This is a genomic window from Mycobacterium sp. IDUB_3, assembly GCF_055419585.1.
The window spans coordinates 4,044,935-4,058,957 of sequence record NZ_JBVAXZ010000001.1 but is presented as its reverse complement, the minus strand read 5'-3'; the positions used below and the strand labels follow the sequence as shown (position 1 = coordinate 4,058,957).

The 14,023-nt window shown below is 67.3% G+C and carries 15 protein-coding genes; 2 read left to right on the top strand and 13 right to left on the bottom strand.

What is annotated here, in order from left to right; translation table 11 throughout:
* Nucleotides 1-16: 16 nt before the first annotated feature.
* From ACZYVJ_RS18855 to ACZYVJ_RS18820, 8 genes are all read right to left on the bottom strand, one after another.
* Nucleotides 17-844, bottom strand: a complete 828-nt coding sequence (locus ACZYVJ_RS18855; protein WP_463832408.1) for a mycofactocin-coupled SDR family oxidoreductase — start codon at nucleotides 842-844, stop codon at nucleotides 17-19.
* Nucleotides 845-934: 90 nt separating this feature from the next.
* On the bottom strand, nucleotides 935-1,771 hold the full coding sequence (locus tag ACZYVJ_RS18850) for an SHOCT domain-containing protein (RefSeq protein WP_463832406.1): 837 nt from the start codon (nucleotides 1,769-1,771) through the stop codon (nucleotides 935-937).
* A gap of 91 nt (nucleotides 1,772-1,862) precedes the next feature.
* Nucleotides 1,863-2,630 carry a PE family protein gene (locus ACZYVJ_RS18845; RefSeq protein WP_463832405.1) on the bottom strand — a complete coding sequence of 256 codons (768 nt, stop codon included), beginning with the start codon at nucleotides 2,628-2,630 and terminating at the stop codon, nucleotides 1,863-1,865.
* A 165-nt stretch (nucleotides 2,631-2,795) separates the two neighbouring features.
* Entirely contained in the window at nucleotides 2,796-3,986 is a 1,191-nt protein-coding gene (tuf, locus tag ACZYVJ_RS18840; RefSeq protein ID WP_463832404.1) for an elongation factor Tu, read from the bottom strand.
* Between the two features lie 108 nt (nucleotides 3,987-4,094).
* Nucleotides 4,095-6,200: an elongation factor G gene (gene fusA, locus ACZYVJ_RS18835; protein WP_463832403.1), complete on the bottom strand. Its 2,106-nt coding sequence runs from the start codon at nucleotides 6,198-6,200 to the stop codon at nucleotides 4,095-4,097.
* An 83-nt stretch (nucleotides 6,201-6,283) separates the two neighbouring features.
* A complete protein-coding gene (gene rpsG / locus ACZYVJ_RS18830; RefSeq protein WP_007767793.1) occupies nucleotides 6,284-6,754 on the bottom strand; it encodes a 30S ribosomal protein S7 in 471 nt (156 codons plus the stop codon).
* Entirely contained in the window at nucleotides 6,754-7,128 is a 375-nt protein-coding gene (gene rpsL, locus ACZYVJ_RS18825) for a 30S ribosomal protein S12 (protein ID WP_007767794.1), read from the bottom strand. The genes rpsG and rpsL overlap by 1 nt, the downstream gene beginning before the upstream one ends.
* Before the next feature lie 249 nt (nucleotides 7,129-7,377).
* Nucleotides 7,378-8,022 carry a TetR/AcrR family transcriptional regulator gene (locus ACZYVJ_RS18820; protein ID WP_463832401.1) on the bottom strand — a complete coding sequence of 215 codons (645 nt, stop codon included), beginning with the start codon at nucleotides 8,020-8,022 and terminating at the stop codon, nucleotides 7,378-7,380.
* Nucleotides 8,023-8,220: 198 nt separating this feature from the next.
* Here ACZYVJ_RS18820 and ACZYVJ_RS18815 point away from each other — a divergent pair, with 198 nt between their 5' ends.
* Both ACZYVJ_RS18815 and ACZYVJ_RS18810 read left to right on the top strand, forming a co-directional pair.
* A complete protein-coding gene (locus tag ACZYVJ_RS18815; protein WP_463832400.1) occupies nucleotides 8,221-8,598 on the top strand; it encodes a DUF3060 domain-containing protein in 378 nt (125 codons plus the stop codon).
* 42 nt (nucleotides 8,599-8,640) lie between these two features.
* Nucleotides 8,641-9,126: a DUF3060 domain-containing protein gene (locus tag ACZYVJ_RS18810; RefSeq protein ID WP_463832399.1), complete on the top strand. Its 486-nt coding sequence runs from the start codon at nucleotides 8,641-8,643 to the stop codon at nucleotides 9,124-9,126.
* Between the two features lie 3 nt (nucleotides 9,127-9,129).
* On the opposite strand, the gene ACZYVJ_RS18805 is transcribed toward ACZYVJ_RS18810, so the two are convergent.
* From ACZYVJ_RS18805 to ACZYVJ_RS18785, 5 genes are read right to left on the bottom strand one after another with little or no spacing between them, the layout of a single operon-like run.
* Nucleotides 9,130-9,897, bottom strand: a complete 768-nt coding sequence (locus ACZYVJ_RS18805) for a crotonase/enoyl-CoA hydratase family protein (RefSeq protein ID WP_463832398.1) — start codon at nucleotides 9,895-9,897, stop codon at nucleotides 9,130-9,132.
* Entirely contained in the window at nucleotides 9,894-10,613 is a 720-nt protein-coding gene (locus ACZYVJ_RS18800; RefSeq protein ID WP_463832397.1) for a PaaX family transcriptional regulator C-terminal domain-containing protein, read from the bottom strand. Before ACZYVJ_RS18800 ends, ACZYVJ_RS18805 begins: the two co-directional genes overlap by 4 nt.
* Before the next feature lie 2 nt (nucleotides 10,614-10,615).
* A complete protein-coding gene (locus ACZYVJ_RS18795; RefSeq protein WP_463832396.1) occupies nucleotides 10,616-11,554 on the bottom strand; it encodes a crotonase/enoyl-CoA hydratase family protein in 939 nt (312 codons plus the stop codon).
* A gap of 6 nt (nucleotides 11,555-11,560) precedes the next feature.
* Nucleotides 11,561-13,189, bottom strand: coding sequence for an acyl-CoA dehydrogenase family protein (locus tag ACZYVJ_RS18790; RefSeq protein ID WP_463832395.1), 1,629 nt, complete (start codon nucleotides 13,187-13,189; stop codon nucleotides 11,561-11,563).
* 60 nt (nucleotides 13,190-13,249) lie between these two features.
* A complete protein-coding gene (locus tag ACZYVJ_RS18785) occupies nucleotides 13,250-14,005 on the bottom strand; it encodes a deoxyribonuclease IV (RefSeq protein ID WP_463832394.1) in 756 nt (251 codons plus the stop codon).
* Nucleotides 14,006-14,023: the final 18 nt, after the last annotated feature.

Genomic DNA, 14,023 nt, shown 5'->3' with positions numbered 1-14,023 from the left:
TTAGCACGATGGGGGGTCAGTACTTTAGGGCACCCTTATCCACGGGGATCTGGGTGCCCGTGAGTGTGCCCGAGCCGTCGCCGGCGAGCCAGGCCACCACGTCGGCCACTTCGTCAGCCGCCATGAAGCCGTTGGGCTGCACCGGCATTGGCGGAAAGCTGTGCACGAACGTGGGATGCTTGGCGAATATCTCCATCATCGCCTCGGGTTCGATCATCGGGGTGTCCACCGAGTACGGGTGGATGGAGTTGACCCGGATGCCGAATTCGCCGAGCTCGATCGCCAGCGTGTTGGTCAGCGCCGTGAGCCCGTGCTTGCTGGCCGAATAGTGGCCGTTGCCCGGAGTGGCCTTGATGCCCGCCGACGAGCTGACCACGACGATGGATCCGCCGTTTCCAGCCTCGATCATGGCGGGCACGGTGGCGCGCAGCGTGCGCCAGGTGCCGGTCAGGTTGACGCCGATGACGGTGTCCCACTGCTCGTCGGTGAGTTCCCAAATGCGGCCCCAGCTCAGCACTCCGGCGTTGGCCACCACGATGTCGAGCCGGCCGAACTGCTCGATCCCGTCGGCCACCAGCTCCCGCAGCGCGGCATCGTCGCGGACGTCGACCTCGCGGGTCAGGCTCTTGCGGCCCTCGTTCTCCACCAGTCGTGCGGTCTCGCCGAGGTCTTCGTGGGTGGCCGGCGTGTACGTCACGCTGGCGGATGCCGCCGCGCAGATGTCCAGCGCGATGATGTCGGCGCCCTCGCGGGCCAGCCGCACCGCGTGCGAGCGCCCCTGCCCGCGGGCGGCCCCGGTGATGAACGCGACCCGCCCCTGCAGTGATCCGGCCTGTCCAGCCACGTGTAACCCCTTCGACCGCCGATAGACCAAGCCAGGCTAGCAGCGCAACTGAAACGTGTTCTAATTCACCCGCCGGTGCCGGGCGAGCGGTCAGATTTCGGAGATGATCGCTGCGCGCCGGCTGGTGTATTCGGCGTCGGTCAGCGCCCCGCCGGCGTGCAGATCCTGCAGCTCCTGCAGCCGTGCGGCGATCGACGGCTCGGGCGGTGTGAGGACCGCCGCGGCCGCGGGCGCCGCGGCCGGCGCCGGCTGCGGCGCAGGGGCCTGCTGTTCGACCGCGCGGCGCACCACCGCCTGGATCTGGGCGCGCAGGGCCGGGTTCGACCGGATGTCCACCATCTGGTTGAGCGCAACGTTGTTGGCCTTGAGGATCTGCAGGATCTCCATCAACGGGCCGGCCTGCCCGCTCAGGTCGTAGGTTTTGTTGTCCTCGGCCACGGTGAACTGGGCGGGCACCAGGCCGTTGACCAAAGCGCTTCGCTCCCAGTCGATTCGGTACTCGCTGGTGGTGGGGTTGACCAGCACCACCACCTTGCGGGCGTTGAGGTTGCCGAGCCTGGTGACGCTGGCGATGACCCGGTCCTCGCTGTCGAACGGCAGGAGTCCGGGGCCGGCGATGTGCAGGTGCACCTTGACGACCTGCTGGTTGTTGACCCACGTTCCTGTCTCGGTGATCCCGGTGATCTGGGCGAGCGCCAGCACCCCGTTCTGCTCGAGCGCGGCCACCTTGGCCGACGACTTGGCCCCGTAGTTCGCCAGGGCGATCGCGATCAGCACGTCGGCGACGGTGATCAGCAGGCCGACGTAGAACATCCACTGCAGCAGGCTGTCGAGCCCGAGGGTGAAGTACACGACCAGGAAGATCGGTCCGACCAGGCCGCCGCACAACAAAACCACCAACTGTGCCTTCAGGTAGCGCGCTAACACATGCTCCTCCTCGGCTTACTGGGGAATCCGTGTCAGATTAGCGCTAAGGGTGCCGCGACGAATGCGATACGCGCAAACCGCGCCCGGTCGCCTACACCGACTCGGTGGGCACGATCGGCACCCGCTTGACCGGTGCGCCCGCCGGTTGCGCCGGGTGCGCCGGCTGCGCGGCCGGCGCGGGCGGAGCGGTACGCGCCGACACCGGCATCGTGGAGGCCGGCGAGGTCTGCGGCGGCACCGCGGTCTGCATCGCCGCGGCGGGGGTTCCGGCCGGCGTCGCGACAGAGGCCGCCGGCTGCACAGGGGCTGGCGAGCTTGCCGGCGCGTAGGCCGGCGTCACCACCCGCGTCGCGCCGGCCGGCGTGGTGGCCGAGGCCAGCGTCGCCGACCCCGCCGGGGCCGCCGCGACCGGCGTGCCGGCCGGTGCGGGCGTCACCGCGGCAGCAGCCGGCGCCACCGCAGCGGCCAGGGGCCCCGCGGGCGCGGTCGGCGCGGCCGTACCCACGGCGCCGGCGCTCACCGCCGGCACCTGAGCGGCTACCGACGCCGGGCCCGCCGCGGTCTGCAAGGGCGAGGTGTTGGCGGCCTCGGCGAAGGCGTACTGCGCCGCACCGCCGTTCATCAGCTGAACGAACTGGCTGTGGAACGCGGCCGCCTGGGCGCTGAGCGCCTGATAGACCTGGGAGTGCGCATCGAACAGCGCGGCAATGCTCGCCGACACCTCGTCGGCGCCGGGGGCCAGCACGTCCGACGTCGGACCGAACGCGGCGGTGTTGGCAGAGCTGATCGTCGACCCGATCCTGGCCAAATCCCCGGCAGCGGCCGCCATGAATTCGGGCGTCGCCTGAACGAACGACATCGGCACCTCCCCGCAACGCTACGGTCAGGAGAATTATGAGCAAATCCTAAACCCGGCGCCGCGGTTGCCGCATGATTTCTCCCGCGTTGCTCCGGGCGACGTTCGGCCCGAAAGCACAAAGCCCGGATTGCCGAAGCGGCAATCCGGGCTTTGCGGTGGTCGAAACTACTTGATGATCTTGACGACCCGGCCGGCGCCGACGGTGCGGCCACCCTCACGGATCGCGAACCGCAGACCGTCGTCCATGGCGACGGGCTGGATCAGCTTCACCGAGATGTTGGTGTTGTCACCGGGCATCACCATTTCGGTGCCCTCCGGCAGCGTCACCACACCGGTCACGTCGGTGGTGCGGAAGTAGAACTGCGGACGGTAGTTGTTGAAGAACGGCGTGTGCCGGCCGCCCTCGTCCTTGGACAGGATGTAGACCTGGCCCTCGAACTCGGTGTGCGGGGTGGTGGTGCCGGGCTTGGTCACGACCTGACCGCGCTCGACGTCCTCACGCTTGATACCGCGGAGCAGCAGCCCGACGTTGTCGCCGGCCTGACCCTGGTCGAGCAGCTTGCGGAACATCTCCACACCGGTGACGGTGGTCTTGGTGCTGGTCGGCTTGATGCCGACGATCTCGACCTCTTCGTTGACGTTGATGATGCCCCGCTCGACACGACCGGTGACCACCGTGCCACGACCGGTGATGGTGAAGACGTCCTCGACAGGCATCAGGAACGGCTTCTCCGTCTCGCGGACCGGGTCCGGGATCGACTCGTCGACTGCAGCCATCAGCTGCTCGACGGACTCGACCCACTTGGCGTCGCCCTCGAGCGCCTTCAGCGCCGACACTCGGATGACCGGGGCCCCCTCGTCGAACTCCTGAGCGGCCAGCAGTTCGCGGACCTCCAGCTCGACGAGCTCGAGCAGCTCCTCGTCGTCGACCATGTCGGCCTTGTTCAGCGCGACCAGGATGTAGGGCACGCCGACCTGACGGGCCAGCAGCACGTGCTCACGCGTCTGCGGCATCGGGCCGTCGGTGGCGGCCACCACCAGGATGGCGCCGTCCATCTGGGCCGCACCGGTGATCATGTTCTTGATGTAGTCGGCGTGACCCGGGGCGTCGACGTGGGCGTAGTGACGCTTCTCCGTCTGGTACTCCACGTGGGAGATGTTGATGGTGATACCGCGCTGACGCTCCTCGGGGGCGTTGTCGATCTGGTCGAACGCGCGGGACTCGTTCAGGTTGGGGTACTTGTCATGCAGAACCTTGGTGATAGCCGCGGTCAGCGTGGTCTTGCCGTGGTCAACGTGACCGATGGTCCCGATGTTGACGTGCGGCTTCGTCCGCTCGAACTTCGCCTTCGCCACTTCTGTGTCCTCCTGGACTAGTTGGTGCTCGTTAAAGCAGTGTTGGTGTTTTCAGTTGTGCCGCGCCCAAGGCATTCCAATGACCCGGCAAGATTACTCCGCTGGCCGTTACTGGCCCGTCGCCTTCGCGATGATCTCCTTCGACACGTTCGCCGGCACTTCGGCGTACGAGTCGAAGACCATGGAGTAGTTCGCCCGGCCTTGGGTCTTGGACCGCAGGTCGCCGACGTAGCCGAACATCTCCGACAGCGGCACGTGCGCCTTGACGACGCGTGCACCGCTCCGCTCCTCCATAGCCTGGATCTGGCCACGGCGGGAGTTCAGGTCGCCGATCACGTCGCCCATGTAGTCCTCGGGCGTGGTGACCTCGACGGCCATGATCGGTTCCAGGATGACCGGCTGCGCTTGCTGCGCAGCCTTTTTCAGCACCTGCGAACCTGCGATCTTGAACGCCATCTCCGACGAGTCGACCTCGTGGAAAGCTCCGTCGAGCAGGGTGACCTTCAAGTTGACCAGCGGGTAACCGGCCAGCACGCCGTACTGCATGGCGTCCTGGGCGCCGGCGTCCACCGACGGGATGTACTCACGCGGGATACGTCCACCGGTGACCTTGTTCTCGAACTCGTAGGTCGCACCGTCTTCGCCGTGGAACGGTTCGAGGCTGATCAGCACCTTGGCGAACTGGCCGGAACCGCCGGTCTGCTTCTTGTGGGTGAACTCGACCTTTTCCACCGTCCGCTTGATGGTCTCCTTGTAGGCGACCTGCGGCTTGCCGACGTTCGCCTCGACCTTGAACTCGCGGCGCATCCGGTCCACCAGGATGTCCAGGTGCAACTCGCCCATCCCGCCGATCACGGTCTGGCCGGTCTCTGTGTCCTGGTGAACCTTGAAGGTCGGGTCTTCCTCGGCGAGCTTCTGGATCGACAGGCTCAGCTTCTCCTGGTCGCTCTTGGTCTTGGGCTCGATGGCCACCTCGATCACCGGGTCGGGGAACGTCATCGACTCCAGCACGACCTGCTGGTTCGCGTCGCTCAGGGTGTCACCGGTGGTGGTGTCCTTCAGCCCGATCACCGCATAGATGTGACCCGCCGACGCCGTCTCCACCGGGTTCTCCTTGTTGGAGTGCATCTGGAACAGCTTGCCCAGCCGCTCCTTCTTGCCCTTGGTGGCGTTGATGACCTGGCTGCCGGAGTCGACCTTGCCCGAGTACACCCGGACGTAGGTCAGCTTGCCGAAGAACGGGTGCGTCGCGACCTTGAACGCCAGCGCGGAGAACGGCTCGTCGGTCGACGGGTTGCGGGTGACCTCTTCGTCCTCCTTGCCCGGCGCGTGGCCCACGGCCGGCGGCACGTCCAACGGCGAGGGCAGGTAGTCGATGACGGCGTCCAGCATCGGCTGCACACCCTTGTTCTTGAACGCGCTGCCGCACAGCACCGGGTAGGCCTCCGAGCTGATGGTCAGCTTGCGGATGGCGCCCTTGATCTCTTCGACCGTGAGCTCTTCGCCGCCGAGGTACTTCTCCAGCAGCGCCTCGTCCGTCTCGGCGACGGCCTCGAGCAGCTTGGTGCGGTACTCCTCGGCCTTCTCGGCCAGTTCGGCCGGGATCTCGATGGTGTCGTAGGTCTCGCCCAGCTTCGTCTCACCGCGCCACACCTTGGCGTTCATCTCGACCAGGTCGACGATGCCTTCGAAGTCACCCTCGGAGCCGACGGGCAGCTGAATCGGGATCACGTTGGCGCCGAGGCGCTCCTCCATGGTCTTCACCGAGAAGTAGAAGTCGGCGCCGATCTTGTCCATCTTGTTGACGAAGCAGATGCGCGGGACGTCGTACTTGTCGGCCTGCCGCCAGACCTGCTCGGACTGCGGCTCGACACCCTCCTTGCCGTCGAAGACGGCCACGGCACCGTCGAGCACGCGCAGGCTGCGCTCCACCTCGACGGTGAAGTCGACGTGCCCGGGGGTGTCGATGATGTTGATCTGGTTGTCTTTCCAGAAGCAGGTGGTAGCCGCGGAGGTGATGGTGATCCCCCGCTCCTGCTCCTGCTCCATCCAGTCCATGGTGGCGGCGCCGTCGTGCACCTCACCGATCTTGTAGCTGATACCGGTGTAGTAGAGGATGCGCTCGGTCGTCGTCGTCTTGCCGGCGTCGATGTGTGCCATGATGCCGATGTTGCGGACCTTGGTGAGGTCGGTCAGCACGTCCTTCTGTGCCACAGAAGTCTTCCCACTCTTTCGATTGCTTGGTTATTCGCTGTCGCTTTGCGCCCGGCCACCCTGCCTTGACGCGGTTGGAGTCCCTACCAGCGATAGTGCGCGAAGGCGCGGTTGGCCTCGGCCATCTTGTGGGTGTCCTCGCGCCGCTTGACGGCGGCACCGAGGCCATTGCTGGCATCCAGGATCTCGTTGGCCAGCCGCTCGACCATGGTCTTCTCGCGGCGTTGCTTGGAGAAGCTGACCAACCAACGCAGTGCCAGCGTCACGGAACGATCCGGACGCACCTCGACGGGGACCTGGTACGTAGCACCACCGACGCGGCGGCTGCGCACCTCGAGGGAGGGCTTGACGTTGTCCATCGCGCGCTTGAGCGTGATCACCGGGTCGGTACCTGTCTTTTCCCGGGCATTCTCGAGCGCACCATAAACAATGCGTTCGGCCAGCGATTTCTTCCCGTCCAGCAGAACCTTGTTCACCAGCTGCGTCACCAGCTGTGACCCGTAGACCGGGTCATTGACCAACGGACGCTTCGGCGCGGGCCCCTTGCGCGGCATCAGCTCTTCTCCTTCTTGGCGCCGTAACGGCTGCGAGCCTGCTTGCGGTTCTTGACACCCTGGGTGTCGAGCGAACCGCGGATGATCTTGTACCGGACACCGGGCAGGTCCTTCACACGACCACCGCGCACCAGCACCATCGAGTGCTCCTGCAGGTTGTGGCCTTCGCCGGGGATGTAGGCGGTGACCTCAACCTGACTCGTCAGCTTCACGCGGGCGACCTTCCGAAGCGCCGAGTTCGGCTTCTTCGGGGTGGTGGTGTACACGCGGGTGCATACGCCACGGCGCTGCGGGCTGCCCTTCAGGGCCGCGGTCTTGACCTTGGCGACCTTGTCGCGGCGACCCTTGCGGACCAGCTGCTGAATGGTTGGCATCTACCGGCTTTCTGTGTTCGTGTTCGGCATACTTCTTAGCGTCTTCAAGTCTGTGTACTGCAGTTATGTCCGGCCGCATCACCCCGCGTCCGGGTGTGTCGCATGCGCTGCGCACCGGACTTGGTCCGATGCTCCGTGGACACGCGAATTCGCCCGGCATTCACTCCCTTACGGTTAGGCGCCGTAAGCCGCCAGGCACGAGGGACCACAATACCCGCCGCCGGTCTCGCAGGTCAAAGCGACGGCGGGCTAGTAGCGTGCGCCATCGGTGGCGGTGCGCCTTTCCAGGCCGGCCGCCAGCCGCAGCACCATGTCGGAGAACAGCGCGTCGGTGTCGATCTCGTCCATCACGCCCGTCATCTCCAGCAACACAAAACCATGCAGCGCCGACCAGAACTCCAGCGACGCGTGGAAGGCCGCCTCACCGTCCAGACCGTACGAGGACAGCACCGCGATCACCGGCGCGGCCGCGCCGCGGGTGGCGGCGGTGTACTCGGGATCGTCACCGCCGAACGGCATCCGCGTGAAGGCCGAGTAGCGGCCCGGGTGGTGGTGGGCGTAGCTGCGGTAGGCCCCGGCCATCACCAGCACCGCGTCGTCGCGGGCGCGGCCCTCGCCGACCCGGTTGAGCATCGTGATGATGTCGTCGATGACCCGGATCCGCACCGCGCGCCGCAGGTCTTCCAGGCTGTCGACGTGGTTGTACAGCGACGGCCCCTTGGTGCCCAACTGCATCGCCAGCGCGTTGATGGTCAGCGCGTCCCAGCCCTCGCGGTCCAGGAACGTCAGGGCGCCGTCGATGATCCCTTCCCGGCTGAGCTTGGCCGGACGGGAGGCGGGGCGCCCCGCGCGCTGGCGTCCGGCCACCGACGGCGGATCCGGTGGAGCTGCCATGGCGGTCGCCCTTCGATTGCGTGCACGGGTTGCGGTTAACTAATGACTCTAGTTGACGCCCGTTCAGACCTTAAGCTCCCCGGAGGGGATACGAGCGCCCGGCAAAGGAAAATAAAGTCTGCCATCGGGCAGGCAAATGCACGTAATGTCATGCTTGCCTCGTTTCGAGCAGCCGACCCGTCCAAGAGGGGGCCCGCAGTGAAGTGGACGACTGTCGCCGGGTCGCTGGCCACCTGTGTCATCGCCGTCGTCGCCGGCGCCGCCACCCCGCCGCGGGTCGCGCAGGCCAAGAACGGTGACACCCACGTCATCGGGCAGGACATCGAGCAGACGATCGACTGCAACGACGCCACGCTCATGGTCAACGGCTCCGGCATCAACGTCACCGCGCTGGGCAACTGCTACGCCGTGACGGTGATGGGTTCGTCGAACACCGTCATCGCCGACTCGGTCTCGCACGACATCACCGTGTACGGCTACAACCAGACGGTGTTCTACAAGAGCGGTCAGCCCGCCCTGTGGGACCGTGGCCGCGAACTGGGCATGACCAACCGGCTCCAGCAGGTGCCGGGCTAAACCGCGGCACCACAACAACATCCGATCAAGAATCGAGGAACCATGCCCGCCAACATCCGTGACCGCTCGCTGCGCCTGGCCGTGCTCGCCATGACACCGGCCACCGCGGCCCTGGTGCTGGCCGGCTGCAGTTCGACGGCCAACCCGCCGGCGGGGTCCTCGACGACCACCACGAAGAGCAGCGCGACGACCAGTGCCGGCGCCGCGCCGACGACGGGAACGAGCGGGGCGAGCACCACCGCGTCCATCGAGATCGGCAACACGATCAACTACGGATCGATGGGCACCACCACCACCCTGGACTGCGCCAGCGGAAAGTCGCTGAACGTCGGCGGCTCGGACAACACCCTGACCATCACCGGCACCTGCGAGACGGCCACCGTCACCGGCACCAACAACAAGATCACCTTCGACAAGGTCAACACCCGCATCACCGTGCTGGGGATGAACAACACCATCACCTACAAAGACGGTGACCCCAAGGTCGACAAGATCGGCCAGAGCAACACGATCAACAAGGGCAGCTGACCGTCAGCCGGCCGGCGCCCCGTGCCGTCCCGCGCCCGCCGCGAAGCGCCCTGCCCCTTCGTTCGCTTCCGCGGCGACCCGCGAGATGCTGGCGAATTCGAAGTCGATCGCATCGGATTCGGTTGCGCCCCACTGGTGTAGCGCCGAGAGCCGGTCGGAGCGCAGGCACTGCTGCGGCAGCGCCGCCAGTTGCGCCGCCAGTTCCTCGGCGGCCTGGCGCGACTGCCCCTTGGGCACAACCCGATTCGCCAATCCGATGGTCAGGGCCTCGTCGGCGGCCACCGCGCGGCCGGTGAGGATCATGTCCATCGCGCGGCTGTGCCCGATCAGCCGGGGCAGCCGGACGGTGCCCCCGTCGATCAGGGGGACGCCCCAGCGCCGGCAGAACACGCCGAACACCGCGTCCTCCTCGGCCACCCGCAGGTCACACCAGATGGCCAGTTCCAGGCCGCCGGCGACTGCGTAGCCGCTGACCGCGGCGATGACGGGTTTGGACAGCACCATCCGCGTCGGGCCCATCGGGCCCGGGCCGGTGCGGTGCACGGCGTTGGCATCGGTCGTACCGAACGCCTTCAAATCGGCTCCGGCGCAGAAGGTTCCATTGTCGCCCCACAGCACGGCCACCGACGCGGTGTCGTCGCGGTCGAACTCCTCGAACGCTGAATACAGCGCGGCGGCCGTCGGGCCGTTGACCGCGTTACGCGCCGCAGGCCGGTCGATGATCACCGTGGTCACCGGGCCGTTGCGCTCGATCCGCACGGGTTCACTCATGTCGCCTCCGCAAATAGTGGTTCACGCCGCCGCAGCAGCTCAGCGGCGAAGTCGTGGTAGGCCGCCCGCAACCGGGCGCCGGGCCAGTCGGCCGGCAGCAGTTCGTCGGGCAGCACGGGGTCGGCGAGAAGGTGGCGCACGGTCGCCGCGGCCACCAGAAAACGGCCGGGAATGTCTGGTGCGGTGGCCATCTCGTCGAGCAGCTGATGGCCGGTCTGGGCCCAGTCGGGCAGGTCCCACAGCTGCGCGGCCAACTCGGCGGGGTCGTCGTCACGCGCCCGCAGCACCCTCGCCTGGGCGATGATCTCGGGCCCGGGCTCCGACTCGATGTTGTCGGGCCGCATCCACACCCCTTCGCGAAGCTCACCGAAGCGCTTGTCGTGCAAGGTGGTTCGCAGCGCCGCGCGGGTGCGCGCGTCATTTCCGACGCTCGTCACGATCAGCGTGACCCACTCGCCGTTCCAGGGATGCACCCGCGGGTCGATGGCGTCGTCCTGGCGCTTCTGACGGGCCAGCAGGCGATCGGAGAGCCGATAGCCGTCGGCGGAGCGGATCAGGTCGCCGGCACCGACCATGCGGGTCAGCGCCACCCGAAGCGTCGACTCCTTGATGCCGAAATCGGAGGTGAGCCTGACCAATTCGCTGGCCCGGGCGTGCGCCGGGTGAGCGCCGAGCAGCACGCTGAGCACCACCGACCGCGCCGTCATGTCCGGCATGGCTACACTCCGGACGCGCGGCGGCCGTGGTCGCCGAACGGTTCGTCGCGGTGCCGTACCGCCTCGCGGAACCCGTGCTCGACGGCGTCGGCGACGAAGGCATGCCCCTCGGGTGTGTGCCGGGCGACGCCGTCGAAAACCGTGCTGACCATCCGGCTGGTCGCCACGCCCTGTTGCAGCAGAGCGGAATTCAGCGCGAGCTTGACCATGATCAGCTGGTTGACGGGCACCGCCGCGATCCGCTCGACCAGCCGCTCGGTGCGCTCGTCGAGGTCCGCCGGATCCGGCGCCTCGACGGCCCATCCCCACTCGGCGGCCTGCGCGCCGGTGATGCAATCACCGGTGAACAACAGCCTTTTCGCGCGCTGATCACCCAGGCGGTGCGCCCACAGGCCGGCCGCCGGGACGCCCCATACCCGGGTCGGCGGGTAGCCGATCTTGGCGTCGGCGGCGGCGATCACCTGATCGGCGTGCAGTGCGATGTCGGTGCCGCCCGCCACGCAGTAGCCGTGGATCTTGACCACCGTCGGCTTGTCGGCGTGCAAAAGGCTGGAAAAGCCCCGCACAAAGCGACTCATCATCTGATAGTCGATCATCGGATCCCACGGCTGATCGGCCAAATGGTTGACCGCCTGGGTCTTTCCGTCCAGCACGGTGCCCTGGTACGCGCCGGTGCCACCGGCCGAGCCGGTGCGATCGGCGTAGGCACTCAGGTCGAAGCCCGCGCAGAAGCCCTCGCCGCGACCGGACACCAAGATGACGTGCACGTTCGGGTCGAGGTCGGCGCGCTCCACCAACGCCGAGAGTTCCAGCGGGGTGTCCGCGACGATCGCGTTGCCCTTGTCCGGCCGGTTGAACGTGATGCGCGCAACCCGATCGGTGACCTCGTAGGTCATCGTTTTGAGGTTGTCGAAGTCGACCGGCCTGATCGCGTGAGTCATTGGCGCTCAGCCCTTTACCAGCGCCCGCTCCAGGATCGGTGCGAGGTCGAGCCCGTCCGGCATGGTGCCGAAGGCACCACCCCACTGTCGGTCGAGGCGGGTGGTCAGGAACGCTTCGGCGACGGCCGGGTGGCCGTGCCGCACCAGCAGCGAGCCCTGCAGCGCCAGGCAGATGTCTTCGGCCACCTTGCGGCCGCGGTACTGGATGGTCTCCAGGTCGCCCAGCTGATCGCGCACCCGCGCGACGTGGTTGGCCAGGCGCGGGTCCTGACCCGCACCGTCGGCGAGCTCGTCGAACAGCACCTCGACGCACTCAGGGCGAGTTGCCATGGCGCGCAACGTGTCCAGCGCGCTGACGTTGCCCGAGCCCTCCCAGATGCCCATCAGCGGCGCCTCCCGGTACAGCCGCGGCATACCGGAATCCTCGACATAGCCGTTGCCACCCAGGCATTCCAGCGCCTCGGCGGCGTGCGGCGTGGAGCGCTTGCATACCCAGTACTTGCTGGCCGCCAGGCCGATGCGGCGCAGCAGCGCCTCCCGCTGGTCGCCGCGCACGGCCTTGTCGGTGGCGCCGGCCATCCGCATCGCGACCATGGTGGCCGCCTCCGCCTCGACGGCGAGGTCGGCCAGCACGTTGCGCATCAGCGGCTGGTCGATCAGATAGGCGCCGAAGGCCTTTCGGTGTTGCGCGTGGTAGATCGCCCGGGTCAGACCGGTGCGCATGCTGGTGGCGCTGCCCAGCGTGCAATCCAGCCGGGTGAGGTTGACCATCTCGATGATGGTGGGTACGCCGCGCCCTTCCTCCCCCACCAGCCACGCGATCGCGCCGTCGTATTCGACCTCACTCGATGCGTTGGCGTGGTTGCCGAGCTTGTCCTTGAGGCGCTGCAGGAACATTCGGTTGCGGGTGCCGTCGGGCAGGACCCGGGGCAGCATGAAGCAGGACAGCCCGCCCGGCGCCTGCGCCAGCACCAGGAAGATGTCGCACATCGGCGCTGAGGTGAACCACTTGTGACCGGTCAGGCGGTAGGTGCCGTCGGCGTTGGGCGTCGCCTCGGTGGTGCCGGCGCGCACGTCGGAGCCGCCCTGCTTCTCGGTCATCGACATGCCCGCGGTGATGCCCGGCTTGGTGGTGGCCAGCCGGAGCTCGGGGTCGTATTCGCGACTGGTCAGCAGCGGCTCGTACACCTTGGCCAGCTCGGGGTTGAAGCGCAGCGCCGGAACGACGGCGTACGTCATCGAGATCGGGCAGATGTGGCCCGGCTCGACCGTCCACACCGACGTTTTGGCGGCGCGGACGACGTGCGCGCCGGGGCGCTCGTCGGCCCAGGGCGCGGCGTGCATGCCGTGGGCGACCGCCGCGCGCATGAGTTCGTGGTAGGCGGGGTCGTATTCGACCTCGTCGACGCGGTGACCGTTGCGGTCGTGGGTGTGCAGGACGGGCCGGTTGCGGTCCGCGAGCTCACCCCACCGCTGCGCCTGATGGGTAGCCGACAGCGCACCCACTTCGTTCACCTCGTCCAGGCCCCACTGCCCGCCCTCGCGGATCAGGGCCTCGATGAGCACCGCGGAACTGGCCGGGTTGTGGTTTTCCAGGGGCGGGACCTGATTGGTGACGACATGAGTGTCCGACATGCCACCAATGTTACATTTTCCCGACAGTTGCACAAGAGGTGTAACAGTCCGGGCCGGCGGTCAGCTCGCGGTGTGCTCCCGCAGGAACGCGATGTCGTCCTTGCGGCCCTCGTCCGCGGTCTCGCAGATCACCGGCGCGTCGGCGGCCTCGACCACCGCGACGAGCAGCTGCGGATCGATCTGGCCGGTGCCGAAGTTGGCGTGCCGGTCGGCACCCGAACCCGCCGCGTCCCTCGAGTCGTTGCAGTGCACCAGATCGATGCGTCCGGTGATGGCCCTGATCCTGTCGACCGCATCGATCAGGGCCTCACCGGCGGCCCAGGCGTGGCAGGTGTCCAGGCAGAAGCCAATCCCCTTGTCGCCGATGCGATCCCACAGTTTGCCGATGATGTCGAAATGGCGGGCCATCGCGTGGTCGCCGCCTGCGGTGTTTTCCAGATACACCTGCACGTCTGTTTCCAGATAGTCCAGTGCTTTGACCCACCGCTCGAAGCCGGCCTCCATGTCGTCGTCGTCGGCGTGGCCGCCGTGCACGATGACCGCCGTCGCGTTGATTTCCGAGGCGGCGTCGCACGTGTCCTGCAAAATCTTGCGCGACGGGATCCGGATGCGGTTGTTCGCCGATGCGACGTTGATGAGGTAGGGCGCATGGACGTAAAGCGGCACGCTCGACGCTTTGAGCGCCTCGGCGTCGTCGCGGGGTTTCGGTTTCTTCCAGCTCTGTGGGTTGCCGAGGAAGAACTGCACCACGTCGGCGCCGTCGGTCTGCGCGGCGGCCAGCGGGTCGTCGTTGCGGACGTGTGAACCGATGAGCACGTCGGCCAGTCTAGTGAC